The organism is Hydrogenophaga sp. T66, assembly GCF_057219855.1.
The window spans coordinates 1,096,310-1,118,340 of record NZ_JBXVVX010000001.1 but is presented as its reverse complement, the minus strand read 5'-3'; the positions used below and the strand labels follow the sequence as shown (position 1 = coordinate 1,118,340).

15 protein-coding genes and 4 tRNA genes are annotated in these 22,031 nt (G+C 70.0%); 6 read left to right on the top strand and 13 right to left on the bottom strand.

All coding sequences use genetic code 11. From position 1 onward, the window contains the following. Positions 1-77: 77 nt before the first annotated feature. From AC2D80_RS05240 to AC2D80_RS05230, 3 genes are all read right to left on the bottom strand, one after another. Complete coding sequence (locus tag AC2D80_RS05240; RefSeq protein ID WP_484632646.1) at positions 78-1,310, bottom strand: MFS transporter; 1,233 nt, start codon at positions 1,308-1,310, stop codon at positions 78-80. A gap of 89 nt (positions 1,311-1,399) precedes the next feature. After that, the gene (locus tag AC2D80_RS05235) at positions 1,400-2,023 is read right to left on the bottom strand and encodes a DUF6806 family protein (protein WP_484631917.1); all 624 of its coding nucleotides are present in this window, start codon (positions 2,021-2,023) and stop codon (positions 1,400-1,402) included. Positions 2,024-2,070: 47 nt separating this feature from the next. Next, positions 2,071-2,162: transfer RNA gene (locus AC2D80_RS05230), tRNA-Leu, on the bottom strand. Between the two features lie 124 nt (positions 2,163-2,286). On the opposite strand from AC2D80_RS05230, the gene AC2D80_RS05225 reads away from it, so the two are divergent. After that, complete coding sequence (locus tag AC2D80_RS05225; RefSeq protein WP_484631916.1) at positions 2,287-3,465, top strand: alpha/beta hydrolase family protein; 1,179 nt, start codon at positions 2,287-2,289, stop codon at positions 3,463-3,465. Between the two features lie 42 nt (positions 3,466-3,507). On the opposite strand, the gene AC2D80_RS05220 is transcribed toward AC2D80_RS05225, so the two are convergent. After that, positions 3,508-5,532, bottom strand: a complete 2,025-nt coding sequence (locus AC2D80_RS05220) for a hybrid sensor histidine kinase/response regulator (RefSeq protein WP_484631915.1) — start codon at positions 5,530-5,532, stop codon at positions 3,508-3,510. 157 nt (positions 5,533-5,689) lie between these two features. Here AC2D80_RS05220 and AC2D80_RS05215 point away from each other — a divergent pair, with 157 nt between their 5' ends. Further along, a complete protein-coding gene (locus AC2D80_RS05215; RefSeq protein ID WP_484631914.1) occupies positions 5,690-6,238 on the top strand; it encodes a MerR family DNA-binding protein in 549 nt (182 codons plus the stop codon). A gap of 69 nt (positions 6,239-6,307) precedes the next feature. Here AC2D80_RS05215 and AC2D80_RS05210 read toward each other — a convergent pair. The 9 genes from AC2D80_RS05210 to AC2D80_RS05170 form a co-directional block, all read right to left on the bottom strand. Next, positions 6,308-6,381 (bottom strand) — tRNA-Cys (locus tag AC2D80_RS05210). Between the two features lie 49 nt (positions 6,382-6,430). After that, positions 6,431-6,506: transfer RNA gene (locus tag AC2D80_RS05205), tRNA-Gly, on the bottom strand. A 109-nt stretch (positions 6,507-6,615) separates the two neighbouring features. Then, a complete protein-coding gene (gene lon, locus AC2D80_RS05200) occupies positions 6,616-9,045 on the bottom strand; it encodes an endopeptidase La (protein WP_484631913.1) in 2,430 nt (809 codons plus the stop codon). 85 nt (positions 9,046-9,130) lie between these two features. Then, positions 9,131-10,396 (bottom strand): ATP-dependent Clp protease ATP-binding subunit ClpX, encoded by a 1,266-nt coding sequence (gene clpX / locus AC2D80_RS05195; RefSeq protein ID WP_484631912.1) that lies wholly within the window; start codon positions 10,394-10,396, stop codon positions 9,131-9,133. A 150-nt stretch (positions 10,397-10,546) separates the two neighbouring features. After that, positions 10,547-11,167 (bottom strand): ATP-dependent Clp endopeptidase proteolytic subunit ClpP, encoded by a 621-nt coding sequence (clpP, locus tag AC2D80_RS05190; protein ID WP_484631911.1) that lies wholly within the window; start codon positions 11,165-11,167, stop codon positions 10,547-10,549. Positions 11,168-11,305: 138 nt separating this feature from the next. Beyond that, a complete protein-coding gene (tig, locus tag AC2D80_RS05185; protein ID WP_484631910.1) occupies positions 11,306-12,613 on the bottom strand; it encodes a trigger factor in 1,308 nt (435 codons plus the stop codon). A 73-nt stretch (positions 12,614-12,686) separates the two neighbouring features. Next, positions 12,687-12,773: transfer RNA gene (locus AC2D80_RS05180), tRNA-Leu, on the bottom strand. 131 nt (positions 12,774-12,904) lie between these two features. Continuing rightward, entirely contained in the window at positions 12,905-16,048 is a 3,144-nt protein-coding gene (locus AC2D80_RS05175; RefSeq protein ID WP_484631909.1) for an efflux RND transporter permease subunit, read from the bottom strand. Between the two features lie 7 nt (positions 16,049-16,055). Beyond that, a complete protein-coding gene (locus tag AC2D80_RS05170; RefSeq protein ID WP_484631908.1) occupies positions 16,056-17,156 on the bottom strand; it encodes an efflux RND transporter periplasmic adaptor subunit in 1,101 nt (366 codons plus the stop codon). On the opposite strand from AC2D80_RS05170, the gene hpnC reads away from it, so the two are divergent. The 4 genes from hpnC to bchO all read left to right on the top strand — a co-directional run bounded on the left by hpnC (position 17,142) and on the right by bchO (position 22,008). After that, the gene (hpnC, locus tag AC2D80_RS05165; protein WP_484631907.1) at positions 17,142-18,098 is read left to right on the top strand and encodes a squalene synthase HpnC; all 957 of its coding nucleotides are present in this window, start codon (positions 17,142-17,144) and stop codon (positions 18,096-18,098) included. The two genes, AC2D80_RS05170 and hpnC, sit on opposite strands and share 15 nt — an antisense overlap. Positions 18,099-18,185: 87 nt before the next feature. After that, positions 18,186-19,214, top strand: coding sequence for a magnesium chelatase ATPase subunit I (bchI, locus tag AC2D80_RS05160; protein WP_484631906.1), 1,029 nt, complete (start codon positions 18,186-18,188; stop codon positions 19,212-19,214). Continuing rightward, positions 19,211-21,100 (top strand): magnesium chelatase subunit D, encoded by a 1,890-nt coding sequence (locus AC2D80_RS05155; RefSeq protein WP_484631905.1) that lies wholly within the window; start codon positions 19,211-19,213, stop codon positions 21,098-21,100. Before bchI ends, AC2D80_RS05155 begins: the two co-directional genes overlap by 4 nt. Further along, complete coding sequence (bchO, locus tag AC2D80_RS05150) at positions 21,097-22,008, top strand: alpha/beta fold hydrolase BchO (RefSeq protein WP_484631904.1); 912 nt, start codon at positions 21,097-21,099, stop codon at positions 22,006-22,008. Before AC2D80_RS05155 ends, bchO begins: the two co-directional genes overlap by 4 nt. Positions 22,009-22,031: the final 23 nt, after the last annotated feature.

Below are 22,031 nucleotides of genomic sequence, written 5' to 3'. Positions count from 1 at the left end.
CTTGGGAACACCGCCGCACAGACCAATGGGCTCGTTCGCCCATGGACAGCCCCAGCCCCAGGGCGACGCGCGCAGGGTCAGCGCACCGCGCGCGCCTGACCGCGGGCCATGTCCACCCGCGAGAGCAGCCACAGCCCGGCCACGAAAAGCGCCGCCGTGGAGAGGATGGCCAACCGGTGGTTGCCGCCGGTGGCCCAGGTGATGGCGCCGTAGGTGAGCGGCCCCAGGATGCTGGCCACGCGCGTGGCAAAAGACCACAGACCGAAGAACTCGGCGAGCCTCGCCGGCGGCACCAGAAGGCCCACCATCGCGCGGCCGGCCGACTGGCTGGAGCCCATGCACACGCCAGCCAGGGTGGCGGCCCCCCAGAACACCGCCTTGTCGGTGCTGGCCGCGGCCAACAGGCAGGTGGCCACCCAGCCCACCAGCGTGATGGCAAGCGCGCGGCGGTGGCCGATGGCGTCCTGCCAGTGACCAAACGCCAGCGCGCCGACCATCGCGGCGATGTTGAGCACGAAGATCAGCGCCATCGTCTCCTGCGGCGCGAAGCCCACCACCTGTTCGGCGTAGATCGCCGCCAGCGCGATCGCCACCGCCACGCCGCCCTGATAGGCCACCGTGCACGCCAGCATCCACACCAGATCGGGGTACTGTCGGGCGTCGCGCCAGGTGCGACGCAGGTCGTGCCAGGCTCGGGCCAGGCTCGCGGCCCCCCCGGGTGCGGCGGGCTGTGGCACGGCCCGCTCCCGCAGCAGCACGGCGGTGACCACGGCAGCGGCCCCGAACATGCCGGCCGTGATCAGCATCGTCACGGGGACGAACGAGGCCGCGCCCTGCCCCGCCGCCTGCGCGCTGAGCACATGGGCGAGGCACAGGCCCAGCGTGAGCATGCCGCCGGCGTAGCCCAGCGCCCACCCCCAGCCACTGACGCGGCCCATGGCGGCGGGCCGGGCCAGCTCGGGCAGGAAAGCCGCCGCCAGCGATTCACCCCAGGCGAAGAACACATTGGACAGGATGATCAGGGCCACCCCCAGCGCCACCGCGCCCGGCCCCACCATCGCCAGCGCCGCCGTGCTGACCACGCTGCCGGCGGCCACCCAGAGCAGCGCCCGCTTCTTGGCACCGTGGCGGTCGGCCCAGGCCCCGATCACGGGCATGGAAAGCATGACGATCAGGTGCGACGCACTCAGCGCCGCCGTCCAGGCAAACGTGGCCCAGGGTGCACCACCGGCCACCGCGCCCACGAAGTACGCGGCGAACACGGCGGTCAACACCACCGTGGTGTAGCCGGAATTGGCGAAGTCAAACATGGCCCAGCCGAATACCTCACGCCGGCGCACGCCGGGGTTGAGGACGTTGGCCAGGCCTGACTTCACGCGCAACGCCGTCGGCGGGACGATCAGTGCAGATGCCGCGGCTTGCGGGGTCCGCCGTGGCCGGGGGCGCCGCCGTGGCCGCGCGGTGGGCGCCCCAGCTGCATCGAGTTCACCAGCGCGTCGAAGCGCTGGTGGAAGAGGCGGTCGATGGCCCCGACCACCTCGCCGAGTTCGGCGGCGTCGAAGTGGCGCTCCATGACCTGCACCACATCCTGCACCAGCAGATCCCGCTGCACCTGCATGATGGCGGCCGGCGTGGGACCGACGAAATACATCACGAAATCGTCGCGGGCCTCGCCCTCGGCGTTTTCGTCTTCGTCATCGAACTCGGTGTCGTAGAACGAAACCTCCAGCGGCGCGCCGTTGGCCGCGATGTCGTTCAGGCCCATGCAGGTGTCTTCCATGGCCTGGCGGAAATCGTCGTCGCCGTCGATGGTCCAGCACACCTGCAACTGGTGGGCCTCGGCATCAAAGCGGATGCCGGGTTCGTCTTCGTAGTTGCTTTCGGCCGCCGCCGCCAGGGAGCGCGCGCCGACGTACTGCCACATCGGCTTGAGCGCCTCCTGGATCTGCTCGTAGGCCACGTCATCGCGCAGCGGTACGTCGCCGTGCACGTGAATTTCGAAGGGGGCGTCGGTGTCGCTCATGCCATCTCACTTGGCCGGCTCGTGGCCGGCGTTGGGTCCCGCGGGACTGGTGCCTCGAACCGGGGTCGAACCGGTACGCTCCCTTTCGGGTGGCGGCGGATTTTAAGTCCGCTGTGTCTACCAATTTCACCATCGAGGCCGGGGGGTGATTGTCGCAGGTGGGCCCACCGGCACCGAGGCCGGTGTCGACCCGAGCCGCCGCCGCCGATCACGGATGACAGAAATGTCATCGAGCGCCGCCGCCGGCTTCTGACAATGCCCGCATGAAGACGCCCGCGCCCCTGCCGAATCCCGGCCTGTCAAACCCCGCCCCCGAACGTCCCCGGCCGCGCTGGCCGCGCCGGCTGACGGCACTGCTCGGCGCGGTCGCCGTCGGCCTGACGGTGGCCGGCTGCGGCACCGCGCGGGGGCAGGCCGAGTCCCCGCCCCTGGCCGGCATGCCGCCTGTGCCCTCCGTGAGCGATCAGCAGGCCCGGCTGGACCGCCTCGACGCGGAAATCGACATGCCCGACGCCAGCCGCTGGCGCTCCGTGTGGCTCGACTGGACCGACAACGCGCGGCAACGCGCGGTGCCGGCGCGGCTGTATCTGCCAACGGCGCTGTCGGCGCCCGTCCCGCTGGTGGTGTTTTCCCACGGCATTGGTGGCTCGCGCGAGGGCTACAGCTACCTGGGCACCCACCTCGCCGCCGAGGGCTTTGCGGCCTTGCACCTCCAGCACGTGGGCAGCGACAACCGGCTGTGGCGCGGCAACCCGCTGGAACTCCTGGCGCGGCTGCAGACCGCGGCGCAGGACGCCGAGGCCGTGGCCCGGGCGCAGGACGTGAGCTTCGCCCTCGACCGGCTGCTCGCCGAACCCGCGTGGGCCGGCGTCATCGACGCGCAACGCATCGTGGCCGCCGGCCACTCCTACGGCGCCAACACGGCGCTGCTGGTGGCGGGAGCCCGGGTAACGCGCGGCGGCGCGCCGGTTCGACTGGCGGACGCCCGCGTGCGCGCCGCGGTGCTCATCAGCGCACCACCGTTCTACGGCGAAGCATCGCCGGCGCCGATCGTGGGCGAGCTGTCGGTGCCCACGCTGCACATCACCGCCACCGGCGACACGATCCAGATCCCCGGCTACGAATCGCCGTACAGCGACCGCCTCGCGTTGTTCGAGGCCAGTGGTGGGCCGCGCAAGTGGCTGGCGGTGTTTCGCGACGGCTCACACAGCATGTTCACCGACCGCCTGGGCACCGGCGGCACCCAGCTGAACCCGGCGGTCAAGCGCGCCACCCGCGAACTGGTCAGTGCGTTTTTGCGCAGTGATCTGGGCGCCGACCCCCGGGCGCTGCAGACGTGGGAAGCGCGCCACCGCGACTGGATCGCCCGCACCGCCGTCCACCCCGCGCCCACCGACCCGGCGCGCACTGACCCGTCAACCCTGGCCGCGCAAGCCCGCTGAGGCCGCGGCTTCGCGCCCGCCGCCACCGCCCCACCGCCGCAGTCAAACGCCGCCGCGGGTGGCGTCCCTGGGCACGTACTGGGCCACCAGCGCCTGCAAGCGACTGACCACCTGGTCCACCGTGTCGGGCTTGTGCAGCACATCCCGGGCCCCGGCGGCGGCCGCGCGGCGACACAAGTCGTCGCTGACATAGCCCGAGGTGATCACCACAGGCACATCGGGCCACTCGGCCCGGATCTGCGCCGCCAGCTCCACCCCCGACACGCCGGGCATGTTCTGGTCGGTCACCACCAGGGCAAAAACGCCCGGCGATCGGCGCAAGTGCGCCAGGCATTCGTCCGCTCCATGGGCCACCGTTACCGCCCGCCCGGAGCGCTCGAACGCCCGACGCACCAGATCGCCTATGGCGGTGTCGTCGTCCACGTAGACGACCGGTCGGTCCGGGACGTTGGCCACCGGGGGCCCGCTCGACGGCGGTGCCGTGGCCGGCAACGCCGCCGTGTCCGGCGCCGCCGGAAAAAGCATCACGAATCGTGCGCCCTCGCCCGGTGCGGAGACCAGGCGGATGCCGGCACCGTGCTCACGCAGGACACCATGGACCACCGCCAGACCCAGGCCTGTGCCGGTGCCCGGCGGCTTGGTCGTGAAAAACGGTTCGAACACGCGCGCCTGGGTGGCCGCGTCCATGCCGCAGCCGTTGTCCTCCACCGTCAGTCGCGCGTTGCGCAGCGGCCACCGCGCGCCGGGCGCCCCGCCCGGCCACAACACGCCCTCGTCGGGCCCGGGCGCGGGCACGGCGTCCAGCGCCACCCGGATGCGCGGGGCCGGCGCGTCGCGGCAGGCCTGCCAGGCGTTGGTGCACAGATTCAGCAGGACCTGCTCCAGCTGGGTCAAGTCGCCCAGCACCGCCGGCGTGTCCGGGTCGATGTCGATTTCCAGGGCCACGCCGGCCGGCAGCCCGGCCCGCAACAGGCCTTCGGTTTCGCGCAACACGCGCCCGAGATCGAGCGGTTCCTTGTGCGCGGCGCGGCGCCGCGTGAAGGCCAGGATCTGCTGCACCACGTTGCGCGCCCGCCGGCCGGCCTTGCGCACCTCCTGCAGGCTGGTGTGAGCCGGGTGATCCGGCGGCACGTCCTCCAGCGCCAACTCGATGTTGCCCATGATGGCCGCCACGATGTTGTTGAAATCGTGGGCGATGCCGCCGGCCAGCGTGCCCAGCGCCTCCATCTTCTGGGATTCGCGGAGCTGGGCCTCCAGTTGCGCCCGCGACGCTTCCGCGCGCCGACGCTCGCTGAGGTCCACGTCCACGCAGAACATTTCGGGATCCTGTCCCTCGCGCGCCAGCAGCACGTGGCTTGAATAAACCGACACGGCGCCACCGTCCTTGTGGCGCAGGTCCAGTTCTCCGGGCGGGATCGGATCGCCGCGGGTGAACATCGCGTGCACCGCTTCCTGGACCGCGGGCTTCATCTCGTCGGGAATGATGAGATCGAGCAAGCCGCGTCCCATCGCCTCGTCGGGCGAGTATCCATACAGGGTTTCAGACGCACGGTTCCAGTAATGCACCTTGAGGTCGGTGCCGTAGCCCTGCACCGCCACGTTGGGTACCTGGTCCAGCAGGCGCCGAAACCGCTGCTCGGCCTCCAGCCGCAAGGCCTGGGCGTGGCGGCTGCTGGTCACATCCAGCACAAACACGTGCCACACCAGGGCGCCTTCCGGGCTGCGTTCAGGTCGGCCCACGCCGTGCAGCCATTTCGTGCGTCCTGACGGCGTGGCAATCCGCCATTGGTGCGACCAGTCCGTCAGCGCGGCGGCGCTGGCGTCCACGCTGGCGCGCATGGCCAGCCGGTCGTCTTCGTGGACCATCGCCCACAGCGCCCCCATGTCCAGCGCCACAGCCTGGGGATCGAGCTCCCAGATATCCCGGCAGCCCGGGCTCATGAAGTCCAGGCGCGATCGTCCGTCAAGCTCCACGCAATAACGGAACAAGGCGCCCGGAATCTTGCGCGCCAGGTTCTCCAACATGGAATCGCGCGCGGCCGAAGTGGCGGACTGGGGTGCTGTCATGGTCGCGGATGGAATACCCTTGCCCCCATCGTGACACAGGCGCTCGGCAAATGCTTGTTTTTGATCAAGATGGCGGGACTTGATGTCAGCCTGACCGTGGCACCGAGCGACACCGCGGCAGAGCCGGGTACCGTGCACCGACCTCCGGGAGATCTTGATGCAGCGCACCATGACCATCGGCGACGCCGCCCGCGCCGCCGGCGTTTCCGCCAAGATGATCCGCCACGCGGAACAGACCGGGCTGCTGCCCAGCACCGGCCGCTCCGCGTCGGGCTACCGGCAATTCACCGACCACGATGTGAATCTGCTGCGCTTCATTCGTCGGGCTCGCCTGCTCGGGTTTTCTACCGCCCAGATCGCCAGCCTCGTCGGGCTGTGGAGCGACTCACGGCGCAGCAGCCGAGACGTCAAGCGTGTGGCCGAAGAACACCTGCAGGACCTGGATGCGCGCATCGACGAGCTGCAGGCGGTTCGCGATGCGCTGGCCGATCTTGTGGCGATCTGCCAGGGCGACGACCAGCCTCACTGCGCCATCATTGACCGCTTGAGCGACGGACCACCGGATCAGGCTGCGCCGCCCCAGGCATCCCGCCAGCACCAGCCTCCCCGCCAGGCGCGCCCCCCGGCCGGCAGCGCCTCTTCCGCGGGGCGCGCGGCCGCGGACCTGATGGCGTGGTCACGCCGCGTGGGGAAACCATCGACCTGAGCCACAGAGCGGGTGCCACCACGCCGCACCCATGAGGCCATGGGTGCCCAAGCGGACGGAGAGGAAGGGTGGAGGCGCGATCCGGAGTCGAACCGGACTAGACGGATTTGCAATCCGTTGCATAACCGCTTTGCTATCGCGCCGAAACCGGCTGAAAAAAAAGGAAGCCGGGCTTCCTTTTTTTGCGGTGTTTGGAGCGGGAAACGAGGTTCGAACTCGCGACCTCAACCTTGGCAAGGTTGCGCTCTACCAACTGAGCTATTCCCGCGGGATTTCTTCGGTCAGCTGCTGCACTCGCATTGAAAGAGCGGCTGTCGTCAGAAGCTGGCATTGTAGCGCAAAAACAGGGCGCTCCTCAAGCGCCCCGTGTTCGCAGATCAATGCTTCACCGCATCGGGCGCCACCGCGCCGCGCTGCGCGGCCGCCGCCATCTGCGCGGCCACCTCTTCGTCGGTCAGCGGCACCGGTTGGCGCTCCAGCGCGATGGCCAGCACCTTGTCGATCCACTTCACCGGGACGATCTCCAGGCCCTGCTTGACGTTGTCCGGAATGTCGGCCAGGTCCTTCACGTTTTCCTCGGGGATCACGACCGTCTTGATGCCGCCGCGCAGCGCCGCCAGCAGCTTCTCCTTCAGGCCACCGATGGCGGTCACCTCACCGCGCAACGTGATCTCGCCGGTCATGGCCACGTCAGCCCGCACGGGAATGCCGGTCAGCGACGACACCAGCGCCGTGGTCATGGCGATGCCAGCGCTCGGGCCATCCTTGGGCGTGGCGCCGTCGGGCACGTGGATGTGGATGTCGCGCTTCTCGAACAACTCATCCTTGATGCCGAGGCTCTGGGCGCGGCTGCGCACCACGGTGCGGGCGGCCTCCACCGACTCCTTCATCACATCGCCCAGGGAACCGGTGCGCGTGATCGCTCCTTTGCCCGGCATGATCGCGACCTCGATGGTCAACAGGTCGCCGCCAACTTCGGTCCACGCCAGCCCCACCACCTGACCGACCTGGTTCTGCTGCTCGGCACGGCCATAGGTGTACTTGCGCACACCGAGGAAGTCGCTCAGGTTGTCCGGCGTGACGACCACGGTGGCGGTCATCTTCTTCAGCAGCAGGCCCTTGACCACCTTGCGGCAGATCTTGCCCAGTTCGCGCTCGAGCGAGCGCACACCCGCCTCGCGGGTGTAGTAGCGAACGATGTCGCGCACCGCGTCCTCGCGCACATCGATCTCGGCGTCCTTCAGGCCGTTGTTCTTCACCTGCTTGGGCAGCAGGTAGCGCATGGCGATGTTCGTCTTCTCGTCTTCGGTGTAGCCCGACAGGCGAATGACTTCCATCCGGTCGAGAAGCGCCGGCGGAATGTTCATCGAGTTCGAGGTGGCCACGAACATCACGTCGGACAGGTCGAAGTCGACCTCGATGTAGTGGTCGCCAAAGGTGTGGTTCTGCTCGGGGTCCAGCACCTCGAGCAGCGCCGACGACGGGTCGCCGCGGAAGTCGGTGCCCAGCTTGTCGATCTCATCGAGCAGGAACAGCGGATTGCGCGTGCCAACTTTCGACAGACTCTGCAACACCTTGCCCGGCATGGCGCCGATGTAGGTGCGGCGATGGCCTCGGATCTCAGCCTCGTCGCGCATGCCGCCCAACGCCATGCGCACGTACTTGCGCCCGGTGGCCTTGGCGATCGACTGCCCCAGCGAGGTCTTGCCCACGCCCGGCGGCCCGACGAGGCACAGGATCGGGGCCTTGACCTTGTCCACGCGCTGCTGCACCGCGAGGTACTCCAGGATGCGGTCCTTGACCTTTTCCAGACCGTAATGGTCGGCGTTGAGCACCGACTCGGCGTTGCTCAGATCGTGCTTGATCTTGGTCTTCTTGCTCCAGGGCAGGTTGACCAGCGCGTCGATGTAGTTGCGCACCACCGTCGCTTCGGCCGACATGGGCGACATGAGCTTGAGTTTCTTGAGCTCGCCCTCGGCTTTCTTGCGCGCCTCCGCCGGCATCTTGGCGGCCTTGATCTTCTTCTCGATCTCCTCGATGTCGGCGCCCTCTTCGCCTTCACCAAGCTCCTTCTGGATCGCCTTGACCTGCTCGTTCAGGTAGAAGTCGCGCTGGTTCTTTTCCATCTGGCGCTTCACGCGCCCACGAATCTTCTTGTCGACGTTGAGGATGTCGACCTCGCGCTCGAGCTGCTCAAACAGGTTCTCCATGCGCTTGACCACGGGGTCAAGGTCGAGCACCACCTGCTTGTTTTCGAGCTTGAGCGGGAGGTGCGCCGCGATGGTGTCGGCCAATCGGCCGGGGTCGTCGATGCTGGAGATGGAGGTGAGGATCTCGGAAGGGATCTTCTTGTTCAGCTTGACGTACTGGTCGAACTGCTGCATCACCGCCCGGCGCAGGGCTTCCAGTTCGTTGGGCTGCGCGCTGGCGCGCTCGGCGGCCGGATCAATCGGCGCCACCTGCGCCACGAAATGGTGCTCGCCGTCGCGGATCGACAGGACCTTGGCGCGCTGCACGCCCTCCACCAGCACCTTCACGGTGCCATCAGGCAGCTTGAGCATCTGCAGGATCGTGGCCACGCAGCCCATCTCGAACATGTCGTCCGTGGAGGGTTCGTCCTTGGCGGCGGCTTTCTGGGCCACCAGCATGATGCGCCGCTCGGCCTCCATCGCCGACTCCAGCGCCTTGATGCTCTTGGGCCGCCCCACGAACAAGGGGATGACCATGTGGGGGAACACGACCACGTCGCGCAGGGGCAGCAGCGGCAACTCGACCGGCGTGCTGGGCAAAGGGGTTTGTCCACTCATAGGAAACCTCGACAAATGGTCCGGATGGGTCTGGCGGTGACAGGTTCAAGCCGGCGGCCAGTGCGCGCCCTCGAACCGCCCGGCCTCAGGCCTGCTTGGCCGCTTCCCGATACACGAGCAGCGGCGGCTTGTTCTCTTCGATGGTGGACTCATCCACCACCACCTTCTCGACGTTGCTCATGCCCGGGAGTTCGAACATGGTGTCGATCAGCGCGTTCTCCAGGATGGAGCGCAGCCCCCGGGCGCCCGTCTTGCGCGCCAGCGCCTTGCGGGCGATCGCCTTGAGCGCACCCGGGCGGACCTCCAGGTCAGCCCCTTCCATCGACAGCAGACGCGCGTATTGCTTGACCACCGCGTTCTTGGGCTCGGTCAGGATCTGCACCAGCGCATCCTCGCTGAGCTCGGCGAGGCTGGCGATCACCGGCAGACGGCCGACGAGCTCAGGGATCAGGCCGAACTTGATCAGGTCCTCCGGCTCGATGCCCTGGAAGGCCTCGCTGATGGAGCGTTGCTGCTTGCTGCGCACCACCGCGCCGAAGCCCATGCCCGAGGCTTCCGTGCGGTTCTCAATGATCTTTTCCAGACCCGCAAACGCACCGCCGCAGATGAACAGGATGTTGGTGGTGTCGACCTGCAAGAAGTCCTGGTTGGGATGCTTGCGGCCACCCTGGGGCGGCACGCTGGCCATGGTCCCTTCCACCAGCTTGAGCAAAGCCTGCTGCACCCCCTCGCCCGACACGTCGCGGGTGATCGACGGGTTGTCCGACTTGCGGGTGATCTTGTCGATTTCGTCGATGTAGACGATGCCCTGCTGGGCGCGCTCGATGTCGTAATTGCAGCTCTGCAGCAGCTTGGCGACGATGTTCTCGACGTCTTCGCCGACGTAGCCGGCTTCGGTGAGCGTGGTGGCGTCGGCCATGACGAAGGGCACGTTGAGCATGCGGGCCATGGTCTGGGCCAACAGCGTCTTGCCGGACCCGGTGGGGCCGATCAGGAGGATGTTGCTCTTGGACAGCTCGACGTCGTCTTTGCGCGCCGCCTGCTTGTGGCGCAGCCGCTTGTAGTGGTTGTAGACCGCCACCGCGAGCGCGCGCTTGGCCGCGTCCTGACCAATGACATAGTGGTCAAGGTTGGCCTTGAGCTGCGCGGGCGTGGGCAGATCGTCGGTGCTGGGCTTGGCGGCATCCAGCCCGGGGAGTTCGTCCCGAATGATGTCGTTGCAGAGGTCGATGCATTCATCGCAGATGAACACCGACGGGCCGGCGATCAGTTTCTTGACCTCGTGTTGGCTCTTACCGCAGAACGAGCAGTACAGGGATTTTTCGCTGGAAGCGGCTTTTTTGTCGGCCATGGAGGTGAGTTGCGCGGACGCTGGGTCACATGATAGTGGAAGGGGCGCCGGGCGCCATCGGCCGAAAAGCGTGGAATTGCCCCGTTGTTTGGCCCAAGGCCGGTATCCCGGGGTCGCGGCGCTTCACGGCCGACCGGCGGCGCGCGCCCGTCAGGCCGCCGCGCCAGGCCGCTTGTCGATCACTTTGTCGATCAGGCCATATTCCATCGACTCGGCGGCGGTGAGGTAGTAGTCGCGCTCGGTGTCGCGCTCGATCTTCTCCAGCGGCTGTCCGGTGCGCTCGGCCAGGATCTTGTTCAGCTGCTCGCGGGTCTTGAGGATCTCCCGGGCGTGAATCTCGATCTCGGTGGCCTGGCCCTGGGTGCCGCCCAGCGGCTGGTGGATCATGACCTTGCTGTTGGGCAGGGCGAACCGTTTGCCTTTCGCGCCGGCGGCCAACAGGAAAGCGCCCATGCTCGCCGCCATGCCGATGCACAGGGTCGACACATCGGGCTTGATGAAATTCATCGTGTCAAAAATGGCCATGCCGGCACTCACCGAGCCGCCGGGCGAGTTGATGTAGAACGAAATGTCCTTGTCGGGGTTCTCGCTCTCCAGGAACAGCAGCTGGGCGACCACGAGGTTGGCCGACTGGTCATTCACGGGGCCGACCAGAAAGATCACACGCTCTTTGAGCAGGCGCGAGTAGATGTCATAGGCGCGTTCGCCGCGACCCGATTGCTCAATCACCATGGGCACCATGCCCAGGCCCTGAATGTCCATTGCGCTCATGCGTTTCTCCGTCGTTGTTGCATTGCCACGGGGCTACTGTAACCAAGCCACCGCCGCCCCGAGGACATGGGGGGCAAAGCGGCAAAAAAAAGGGCGGATCGCTCCGCCCTGCTGTTGCGATCTGCCGATCGGCAGCGGTCAGGCCTGCATCAGCTCGTCGAAGCCCAGCGCCTTGTCAGAAACCTGCGCTTTGCCCAGCACGAACTCGGTGACGTTGTTCTCCACCACGATCGCTTCGACCTCGGCCATGCGACGGTTGTCGCTCTGGTACCAGCGCACCACGTCGGCCGGCTTCTCGTAGGAGGCTGCCAGCTCTTCGATGTGGGCCTTGATCTGCTCGGGCTTGGCGAACAGCTCGTGCTGGCGCACCAACTCGGCCACCACCAGACCCAGACGCACTCGGCGCTCGGCTTGGGGGCGGAACAGCTCTTCGGGAATCGGGGCCTTGTCGGCGTCCTTGATGCCGCGCTGCTTGAGGTCGGCGCGGGCGCCCTCAACCATGCGGTCCAGCTCGGCCTGAACGACGGATTTCGGCAGGTCCAGCTCGGACACGGCGATCAGCGCGTCCATCACGGCCGCCTTGTTGCGGGCCTGCAGACGGAACTTGACCTCGCGCTCCAGGTTGCGCCGGATGTCGGCGCGCAGGCCTTCCACAGAACCATCGGCGATGCCGAGGGATTGGGCCAGATCGGCATTGACCTCGGGCAGGTGGGCGGCCTCGACCTTGTGCAGCGTGACAAGGAAGTCGGCGGTTTTGCCGGCCACGTCCTTGCCGTGGTAATCGGCCGGGAAGGCCAGCGGGAAGGTCTTGCTCTCGCCGGCCTTCATGCCGCGCACGGCGTCCTCAAACTCCTTGAGCATCTGACCGTCGCCGACGATGAACTGGAAACCCTCGGCTTTGCCGCCGTCGAAAGCCTCGCCGTCGATTTTGCCCTCGAAGTCGATGCTCACCCGGTCGCCGTCCTGCGCAGCCTGATCCTGGGCGCGCTGGGCAAAGGTGCGGCGCTGCTTGCGCAGGATGTCGACGGTGCGGTCGATGGCGGCGTCGGTGACGTCGGAGGTCAGGCGCTCGACGGTGGCGGTGGCGAGGTCACCGATCTTGACTTCGGGGTACACCTCAAACACGGCGTCGAAGGTCAGCTGGCCTTCCGGGGCGCCCTCTTTCTCCGTGATGCGCGGCTGACCGGCCACACGCAGCTTGGCTTCGTTGGCGGCGCTGGCAAAGGCTTCGCCGACCTTGTCGTTCATGACCTCGTAATGCACCGAGTAGCCGTAGCGCTGGGCCACGACGTTCATCGGCACCTTGCCGGGGCGAAAGCCGTCCATCTTGACGTCGCGCGCCAGGCGCTTGAGGCGGTTGGCCACCTCTTTCTGGATCACCTCGGCCGGCAGCGTGAGGGTGATCTTGCGCTCCAGCTTTTCCAGGGTTTCAACGGTCACGGTCATGGTCATCTCCAAAAAGAGGGCGGGGCCAGCCAGCCTGTCTGGCCGGCCCGGGAAACGGGGCTGTGGTGAGTCGTGGTGCGCGGGGGGGGACTCGAACCCCCACACCATTGCTGGCGTCAGGACCTAAACCTGGTGCGTCTACCAATTTCGCCACCCGCGCGCCGGCTTGTGCATCCGCCCGCGGCGCCGGGCGCCAACCCGGCCACGCGGCACCGGTGGCCACCTCACGGCAACCTTCGATTGTAGCCGCCCGGGGCGCCGCCGGGTCGCGGGTGGGGCTCTGCCGGGATGTCAGCCTGGCGTGACGCCCGGCGTGTCACGACGGATCCGGAACCACGCGGCGTACATCGCCGGCAGGGCCAGCAAGGTGAGCACCGTGGCCACGATCAACCCGCCCATGATCGCCACCGCCATCGGCCCCCAGAACACGCTGCGCGACAGCGGAATCATCGCCAGCACCGCCGCCGCGGCGGTGAGCACGATGGGGCGCATCCGGCGCACGGCCGCTTCCACGATGGCCTCCCACGCCGGCACGCCACGCGCGCGGTCCTGCTCGATCTGGTCGATCAGGATCACCGAGTTGCGCTGAATCATGCCCATGAGCGCAATCACCCCCAGCAGGGCGACGAAGCCGAAGGGCCGGTTCAGCAGCAGCAGCGCCAGCGCCACGCCGGCAATGCCCATGAATCCGGTGAGGAAGGCCAGCATCGACCGGCTGAAACTCTGCAGCTGGATCATCAGCAGCGTGAACACGATGAAGAGCATCACCGGAAGACCGGCGGCGATGGAGCTAGATCCCTTGCTGCTCTCTTCCACAGCGCCGGCGACTTCAATGCGCACGTCGTTGCGCCCTTCGCTGCGCCAGCGCGCCTGCAAGCCATCGAGCACGGGTTTGAGCTGGGCCGTCACCGTGGCGCCCTGCAGCCCTTCCACCACATCGCTTTGCACCGTGATGGCGTACTCGCGGTTCTCGCGCCACATGACACCCGGCTCCCAGCCAAACCGCGGCTGGGCGATTTGCAGCAAGGGCACCGGCGGCCCGCTGGCGGTGGGCAGGTAGGCGTTGGCCAGGTCGGTCATGGCGTCGCGCTCGGACAGTGGCTGGCGCAACACGATGTCGATGAGTTCATCGCCTTCGCGGTACTGGCCCACGGTGGTGCCGGACAGCAGCGTGCGCGCCGCCTGGGCGATGCTCTGGCTGGACACGCCGAGGGCGCGCGCCTTGGTCTGGTCGATGTCCAGCGTGAGGCGCTTGACCGACTCGTTCCAGTTGTCGTTCACGCCCCGCGTGTTGGGGTTTTCGCGGAACACCTGCTTCACCTCGTCGGCCAGGACGCGCAACGACGCAGGATCGCCGCCCACCACACGGAACTGCACCGGATACGGAACGGGCGGTCCGTTGGGCAGCAGCTTCACGCGACCACGGACCTCGGGGAACTCGGCGGCCAGCAGCGCCGGCAGCGCCTGGCGGATGCGCTCGCGTTCCTTCAGGTCACTGGGCAACACGATCATCTGCGACACGTTGGTCTGCGGGAAGATCTGGTCCAGCGGCAGGTAGAACCGCGGCACGCCCGACCCGACCCAGGTGGTCACGCTGTCCACGCCCGGCTCGTTCTGCAAGCGCTGCTCGAGCCGGCGGCTCACCGCATCCATCGCCGCGATGCTGCTGCCTTCGGGCAGCCAGATGTCGACAAGGATCTCTGGCCGGCTGGAATCGGGGAAGAACTGCTGCTGCACCTTGCCCATGCCGACGATGCCCAGCACAAAGGTCAGGATCGTCAGGCCGATGGTGATCCAGCGGTGCTGCACGCACCAGTCGACCAGCCCCCGAAAGCGCACGTAAAACGGCCCGTCGAACACCTCGTGCGGCTCGTCGCCCGCGCCGTGCGGCTTTACCTTGAGCAGCTTCACGCCGAGGTAGGGAACAAACATCACCGCCACAAACCACGAAATCACCAACGCGACCACCGTCACGGCAAAGATCGCGAAGGTGTATTCGCCGGTGGTGGACTTGGCCAGCCCGATCGGCAGGAAGCCGGCCGCGGTGATCAGCGTGCCGGTGAGCATCGGCATGGCGGTGGCGTCCCAGGTGTAGGTGGCCGCGCGCACCATGTCGTGGCCCTCCTCCAGCTTGCGGACCATCATCTCCACCGCGATGATCGCGTCGTCCACCAGCAGGCCCAGCGCGATGATCAGCGAGCCCAGCGAGATCTTGTGCAGACCGATGCCCCAGTACTGCATCACCAGAAAGGTGATCGCCAGCACCAGCGGAATGGTGATGAACACCACCAGCCCGGGGCGGGCGTCGATCGTGTAGCGGCGCCAGCCGGTGCCGCCGGGGCGCTTGTGCAGGCCCAGCGACAGGAAGCTCACCGCCAGCACGATCACCACCGCCTCGATCAGCACCTTCACGAATTCATTGACCGACCGCGCCACCGCGCGCGGCTGGTCCTGCACCTGCACCAGCGACATGCCCGCCGGCAGCGTGGCCTGGATCTGAGCCACCGTCCCCTGCAGCGCCCGGCCCAGCGCAATGATGTCGCCACCCTTGGCCATGGAGATGCCCAGCGCGATGCTGTCCCGCCCGTCGTGGCGCACCAACACCCGGGCCGGATCGATGCTCCCGCGCACCACCGTGGCGATGTCGCCCAGCCGCAGCTGGCGCCCGGCGGGCGTGCGGATCGGCATGGCCTGCAGGGCCTCGACCGAGTTGAACGCACCGCCCACGCGCACCTGCACCACGTCGTTGGGCGACTGCACCGTGCCGGCCGACACCACCGCGTTCTGCTGGCCCAGCTGCTCCAGCACCGCGTTGAGGTCCAGGCCCAGCGTGGCGGCGCGCTGCTGCGACAGCTCGATGAAGATCCTGGCGTCCTGCACGCCAAACAGCTCCACCTTGGCCACGTCCTTCACGCGCAGCAGCTGCTGGCGCACCGCGTCGGCCGCGTCCTTGCGCTCGGCGTCGGTGAAGCCCTCACCCTGCAGCGCGTAGATCACGCCGAAGACGTCGCCGAACTCGTCGTTGAAAAACGGACCCTGCACGCCGGCGGGAAGCTGCCCGCGGATGTCGCCCACCTTCTTGCGCACCGTGTACCAGAGCTGGGGCACCTCGTGCGGCGGCGAGGAGTCCTTGACCTGGAAGATGATCAGCGCCTCGCCCGGTTTGGCGTAGCTGCGGATCTTGTCGGCGTAAGGCACCTCCTGCAGCGTGCGCTCGATGCGGTCGCTCACCTGCTCGGCGACCTGCTGCGCGGTGGCACCCGGCCAGAACACCTGCACCACCATCGCGCGGAAGGTGAAGGGCGGGTCTTCGTCCTGCCCGAGCTGGAAATAGGCGGCGATGCCCAGCACCATCAGCACCACCATCAGGTAGCGGGTGAACGCCGGGTGGTCGATCGACCACTGGGACAGGTTGAATCGCGAGGTCACGCTCATGGCCGCCTCACTGCGCCGCGGCGACAAAACGCGTCACCTTCTGGCCCGGCGCCAGCACATGGCCACCAGTCACCACCACCTCGTCGCCCGGCTTGAGGCCACTGGCGATGACCAGCTCGTTGCCATCGGCGGTCGCCACCGTCACCGGGCGCGGCTGCACGGTGCTGCTGCCCGCGTCGAACACCCAGACCATGCTGCCGCGGCGGTCGCCTTCGGTGGATTGCATCAACGCGCTGGTCGGCAGCTTGATCGCCACCGGGGCTGCCCCGCCGGTCGCGGCCAGCGTGACCGTGGCGGTGGTGCCGAGGGCCACCGGCGCATCGGCGGGCAGCGAGACCTTGACCGCGAAGGTGCGCCCGGCCGCGTCGGCGCTGGCCGCCACCTCCCGCACCACGCCCGCCAGCGGCGCGGCAGCGCCACCCGAGGACCACAGCCGCACCTGCGCGGCCTGCCCCACCTTCACCTGCGCCACGCGGTCCTCCGGCACGCCGAACACCACATCCCGCGCGCCGTCCCGGGCCAGCACCACCACCGGCGCGCCCGCCGACACCACCTGCCCCGGCTCGGCCAGCACCGCCACCACCACGCCCGCCGCGTCGGCGGTCAGCCGCGCGTACGCCGCCTGGTTGCCCTGCACTGCGCCCTGCGCCTGCGCCTGCTGCAGCGTGGCTTCGGCCGCGCGCAGCGCGGTCTGGCGGCGGTCGAGTTCGGCACCGCTGACGAAGCCCTGGGCGACGAGGTCCTGCGTGCGCTTGAGATCCGCGGCGGCCAGGTCACGCTGCGTGCGCGCGGCCGTCACCGCGGCCTGCGCCGCCTGGCTGGCCAGCGCCAAGTCCTGCGCGTCCAGCGCGGCCAGGAGCTGGCCCGCGCCCACGCGTTGCCCCACCTCGGCCGGGCGCTGCACCAGCTTGCCGCCCACGCGAAAGCCCAGCCGCGATTCGGTGCGCGCGCGCACCTCGCCGGCGTATTCGGCGGTGGCGCCGATCGCGCCGGCACCCACGGTCATCAGCTTGACCGCGCGCACCGGCTCGGACGCTGCCGGCGGGCGGGAACAGGCCGCCAGCAGCACGGCGGCGGTCACGATCAGGACAAAATGCGGCGTTTTCATCGCAGAAACCCTCGAAATGGCGCCCCGCAAGCCGGGCTGGAATTAATGACTGACCGGTTAGTAAACAAAATTGTAGGGGAAAACCGCGACACGCCGATGCCGCTGGGCGGCACGGTCGGGCACTACGAGAATTTCCCCGTGGCCTCCTGGCTCTGCCCGGCCCACCTGCGCGCGGCGGTCGCGGCGATCTACCACTTCGCCCGCACGGCCGACGACATCGCCGACGAGGGCGACTCGCCCGCCGAGACCCGCCTGGCCGACCTCGCCGCCTACCGCGAGGCGCTGCAGCACACGCTGGACGGCCGCCCCGTGCCACGCTGGAGCGCCCTCTTCTTCGCCCTGGGCCGCGCCATCCGGGCGCACGACCTGCCCGCCGCCCCGCTGCACGACCTGATCAGCGCGTTCGAGCAAGACGTGCGCCACACCGCCGCCGGTCACGTGTACGCCGACCTGCCCGAACTGCTGGCCTATTGCCGCCTGTCGGCCAACCCGGTGGGTCGCCTGCTGCTGCACCTCTGGGGCGTGCGCGGCGAGGACGCGCTGCGCGAGAGCGACGCCATCTGCAGCGCGCTGCAGCTCATCAACTTCTGGCAGGACATCGGCCGCGACCTGCCGCGCGGGCGCTGGTACCTGCCCCGCGACGCCCTCGGCCGCCACGGCCTGACGCCGGACCGCTTCGCCAGCGGCGACCCGGCCGACGACGCCGCGCGGGTGGCGCTGGTGACCGAGTTGTGCGCCCACGCGCGGGGGCTGATGCAGATGGGCGAACCGCTGGTGCACCGCGTCGGCGGACGCGCCGGCTGGGAGTTGCGGCTGGTGGTTCAGGGCGGGCTGGGTGTGCTGGACGCCATCGCCGGCATCGGCCACCGCAGCTGGGCGCAGCGGGTGGCGCTCTCGCGCCGCGACGCACCGCGCCTGGCGTGGCGGGCGCTGTGGATGTGACAGCGGCGCCAGGATCGCCCGGCCAATCGCCGACGGGCGGTCGTTAAACCGCCCAACTGTCAACTTTTCGTGACATACTGGGCCGTCATGGGACAGCCCTTTCCTTTTTCCGCCATCGTCGGCCAGGACGAGATGAAGACCGCGATCCTGATCGCGGCCGTGGACCCGGCCATCGGCGGCGTGCTGGTGCTGGGCGACCGCGGCACCGGCAAGTCCACCGCGGTGCGCGCGCTGGCCGCGCTATTGCCGCCGATGAAGGCGGTCGCCGGCTGCCGCTACGGCTGCGATCCGGCCGACACCGCGGCGCGCTGTGACCAATGCGCCGCGCTCAAGCCCGGTGGCCGCGCCAAGGCCGTGGAAACCCGGCCGGTGCCGGTGATTGACCTGCCGCTGGGCGCGACAGAGGACCGCGTGGTTGGCGCGCTCGACCTGGAACGCGCCCTCACGCAAGGCGTCAAGGCCTTTGAGCCGGGCCTGCTGGCGCAGGCGCACCGCGGCTTTCTCTACATCGACGAAGTCAACCTGCTGGAAGACCACCTCGTCGACCTGCTGATCGACGTGGCCGCCTCCGGTGAAAACGTGGTCGAGCGCGAGGGCCTGTCGGTGCGCCACCCGGCGCGCTTCGTGCTGGTCGGCAGCGGCAATCCCGAAGAAGGCGAACTGCGCCCGCAACTGCTGGACCGCTTCGGCCTGTCGGTCGAGGTGCGCACGCCCGACCGGCTCGACCAGCGCATCGAGGTCGTGCGACGCCGCGACGCCTTCGAACACGACCGTGATGCCTTCGTGGCCCAGTGGCATAAGGCCGACGCGCGGATTCGCCGCCAGATCGTGGCGGCGCGACGGCGGCTGCCCGGCGTGACCGTGCCCGACGCGGTGCGCGAGCGGATCTCCGCGCTGTGCATGGCGCTGGGCACCGATGGCCTGCGCGGCGACCTCACGCTGCTGCGCGCGGCACGCGCCCTCGCCGCGCTCGACGGCGACGAGGCCGTCACCGCCGCCCATGTGCGCCGCGTGGCCCCGCCCGCGCTGCGCCACCGCCTGCGCCGCAACCCGCTCGACAACACCGGCTCCAGCGCCCGGGTCGAGCGCGCGGTGACCGAACACCTGGGCGCATGAAACCGCCGCCCGCCGCCGCGCGCACGGCCTGGGCCGACGACGCGCTGGCGCGGGCCACGCAGGACGCCGCCCGCCTGGGTGCGGACGACGCGCTCGCCGCCGCGCTGCTCGCGACCGACCCCCACGGGCTGGGCGGCGCCTGGCTGCGCGCCGCCGCCGGCCCGCGCCGCGATGCCTGGTTGGCGCTGCTGCGCGCCCTGCTGCCCATTCCCGCGCCGTGGCGCCGGGTGCCGGCCCACGCGACCGACGCTGCCCTGCTCGGCGGGCTCGACATCGCCGCCACCCTGTCGGCCGGCCGACCCGTCGCCCAGTCGGGCCTGCTCACCGACGCCGACGGCGGCGCGCTGCTGCTCGCCTCGGCCGAGCGGGTGGGCGCGGGCGTGGCCGCGCTGCTCGGCGGCGCGCTCGACCGCGGCGCCCTCGCCCTGCAGCGCGAAGGGCTCGCCGGCGAGGTGCCGGCCCGCTGGGCGCTGATCGCGCTCGACGAGGCGCCCGACGACGAACCCGGCCTGCCGGCCGCGCTGGCCGACCGGCTGGCGCTGCGCCCGCGCCTGCAGCCGCCGCACGACCTCGTCGATGACGCCGACGACCCCGACGCCGAGGCCATCGACTGGCAGCCCGGCGACATCGCCCGCGCCCGCCAGCGGCTGGCGACGGTCGTGCTCCCGCCGGCCATCGCCGACGCACTGTGCGCGGCGGCCGCCGCGTGGGGCGTGGACGGGCTGCGAGCGCCGCTGCTCGCGGTGCGGGCCGCCCGGGCGCTGGCCGCGCTGAGCGCCGCCCCCGCCGTGGACGCCGGCCACGCCGAACTGGCGGCGCGGCTGGTGCTCGCCCCGCGCGCCACGCGCCTGCCCGCCCCCGACACGCAGGACAGGCAGGACGAATCACGAGACGAATCACAAGACGATCCCCCCGACGACGCCCCGCCCGACGAGCCGCCCCAGCCCGACACCGAGGCCCCGCAGGACACCACGCCCGACACCGCGCCCGACGAGCCCACCGCCGCCCGCGCGCTGGAAGACCGCCTCGTGGAAGCGGTGCGCGCCGCGCTCCCGGCCGACCTGCTCGCCGCCCTCGCCCAGGCCGCCGCCGGACCGCGCACGCGGGCCGCCGGCAGCGCCGGCGCGTGGCAGAAAAACACCCCCCGCGGCCGCCCGGTCGGCACCCGCCGCGGCGACCCGCGCCGCGGTCAGCGGCTGCACCTGCTCGACACCCTGCGCGCGGCCGCCCCCTGGCAGACGCTGCGACGCCGGGCCAGCGGCCGCGATGGCCTGCAGGTGCGCCCCTCCGATTTCCACGTGCAGCGCCTGCGCCAGCGGCGCCCCAGCACCACGGTGTTCGTCGTCGACGCGTCCGGCTCCTCGGCCCTGCACCGGCTGGCCGAGGCCAAGGGCGCGGTCGAGCTGCTGCTGGCGGACTGCTATGTGCGGCGCGACCGCGTGGCCGTGATCGCGTTCCGAGGTGCGGGCGCCGAGCTGCTGCTGCCGCCCACGCGCTCGCTCGCCCGCGCCAAGCGCGAACTCGCCGGCCTGCCCGGCGGTGGCGGCACACCGCTGGCCGCCGGACTCGATGCCGCGCGCGAACTTGGCGAGCGGCTGGCCCGCGGTGGCGACAGCCCGCTGCTGGTGGTGCTGACCGACGGCAAGGCCAACATCGCCCGCGCGGGCGCGCCCGGCCGGGCGCAGGCCGCGGACGACGCCCGCGCGGCCGCCGAAGCGCTGCGCGCCGCCGGCCTCCCGGCCCTGCTGATCGACACCTCGCCCCAGCCGGCCGAGACCGCCCGCACCCTGGCCGTGCACCTGGGCGCCACCTACCTGCCGCTGCCCCACGCCGGCGCCGCGGGCCTGTCGCAGGCGGTTCAGCGGCTGGGCGGCGCCGGGCGATGACGCCGCTGTCCAGCCGGCAGGGCCCGCTCGACTGGGCGGTCGACGGCCCGCACTGGCCCCACGCGGGCCGCAGCGGCTTCGTGACCGCGGGTGGGCTGCGCTGGCATGTGCAGACCTGGCCCGGCCCCGCCCCCGACGCGCCCGCGCTGCTGCTCCTGCACGGCACCGGCGCCTCGACCCATTCGTGGCGCGGCCTCGCACCGCGGCTGGCGGCGCGCTGGCGCGTCATCGCGCCCGACCTGCCCGGCCACGCCTTCACCGGCCTGCCGCCAGGCGGCGCCGCCGACCCGCGGCTGAGCCTGCCCGGCATGGCTGGCGCCGTGGCCGACCTGGTGGCCGCGCTGTCGGTGACGCCCGATCTCGTCGTGGGCCATTCGGCGGGCGCGGCCGTCGCGGTGCAAATGGCACTGGCTGGGCGTTGCACGCCGCGCCGTCTGGTTGGGCTCAACGCCGCCCTGCTGCCGCTGGGCGGGCTGGTCGGCCCCTTGTTCCGGCCACTGGCGCGGCTGGTCGCGGCGGCGCCGGGCGTGCCGCGGCTGGCGGCCTGGCAGACCCGCCAGCCGGCGGTGCTGCGCGGGCTGATCGACAGCACCGGCTCGCGCCTGGACGCGGAGGGCACCGCGCTGTACCGCCGGCTCGTGGCCAGCGCGGTCCACCACGAAGGCGTGCTGGGCATGATGGCCCAGTGGGACCTGCCCGGGCTCGCCCGCGCGCTCCCGGGCCTGGCGGTCCCGCTGGACCTGCTGGTGGGCTTGGCCGACGCCACCGTGCCCCCGGCGCAGGCCGCCGAGGTGATGCAGCGCCTGGCCCCGGCCGTGCGCGGCGCGCTGCACGCGCTGCCGGCCCTCGGTCACCTGGCCCACGAAGAAGACCCTGCGGCGGTGGCGACGTGGCTGCTGGGTCGCTGATCGTTCGTTGATCGTTCGCTGAT

Excerpts from the sequence above, each read along its gene's own strand:
- AC2D80_RS05240 (WP_484632646.1), bottom strand. The coding sequence starts at position 1,310 with ATGTTTGACTTCGCCAATTCCGGCTACACCACGGTGGTGTTGACCGCC.
- AC2D80_RS05235 (WP_484631917.1), bottom strand. The coding sequence starts at position 2,023 with ATGAGCGACACCGACGCCCCCTTCGAAATTCACGTGCACGGCGACGTA.
- AC2D80_RS05225 (WP_484631916.1), top strand. The coding sequence starts at position 2,287 with ATGAAGACGCCCGCGCCCCTGCCGAATCCCGGCCTGTCAAACCCCGCC.
- AC2D80_RS05220 (WP_484631915.1), bottom strand. The coding sequence starts at position 5,532 with ATGACAGCACCCCAGTCCGCCACTTCGGCCGCGCGCGATTCCATGTTG.
- AC2D80_RS05215 (WP_484631914.1), top strand. The coding sequence starts at position 5,690 with ATGCAGCGCACCATGACCATCGGCGACGCCGCCCGCGCCGCCGGCGTT.
- lon (WP_484631913.1), bottom strand. The coding sequence starts at position 9,045 with ATGAGTGGACAAACCCCTTTGCCCAGCACGCCGGTCGAGTTGCCGCTG.
- clpX (WP_484631912.1), bottom strand. The coding sequence starts at position 10,396 with ATGGCCGACAAAAAAGCCGCTTCCAGCGAAAAATCCCTGTACTGCTCG.
- clpP (WP_484631911.1), bottom strand. The coding sequence starts at position 11,167 with ATGAGCGCAATGGACATTCAGGGCCTGGGCATGGTGCCCATGGTGATT.
- tig (WP_484631910.1), bottom strand. The coding sequence starts at position 12,613 with ATGACCGTGACCGTTGAAACCCTGGAAAAGCTGGAGCGCAAGATCACC.
- AC2D80_RS05175 (WP_484631909.1), bottom strand. The coding sequence starts at position 16,048 with ATGAGCGTGACCTCGCGATTCAACCTGTCCCAGTGGTCGATCGACCAC.
- hpnC (WP_484631907.1), top strand. The coding sequence starts at position 17,142 with ATGCGGCGTTTTCATCGCAGAAACCCTCGAAATGGCGCCCCGCAAGCC.
- AC2D80_RS05170 (WP_484631908.1), bottom strand. The coding sequence starts at position 17,156 with ATGAAAACGCCGCATTTTGTCCTGATCGTGACCGCCGCCGTGCTGCTG.
- bchI (WP_484631906.1), top strand. The coding sequence starts at position 18,186 with ATGGGACAGCCCTTTCCTTTTTCCGCCATCGTCGGCCAGGACGAGATG.
- AC2D80_RS05155 (WP_484631905.1), top strand. The coding sequence starts at position 19,211 with ATGAAACCGCCGCCCGCCGCCGCGCGCACGGCCTGGGCCGACGACGCG.
- bchO (WP_484631904.1), top strand. The coding sequence starts at position 21,097 with ATGACGCCGCTGTCCAGCCGGCAGGGCCCGCTCGACTGGGCGGTCGAC.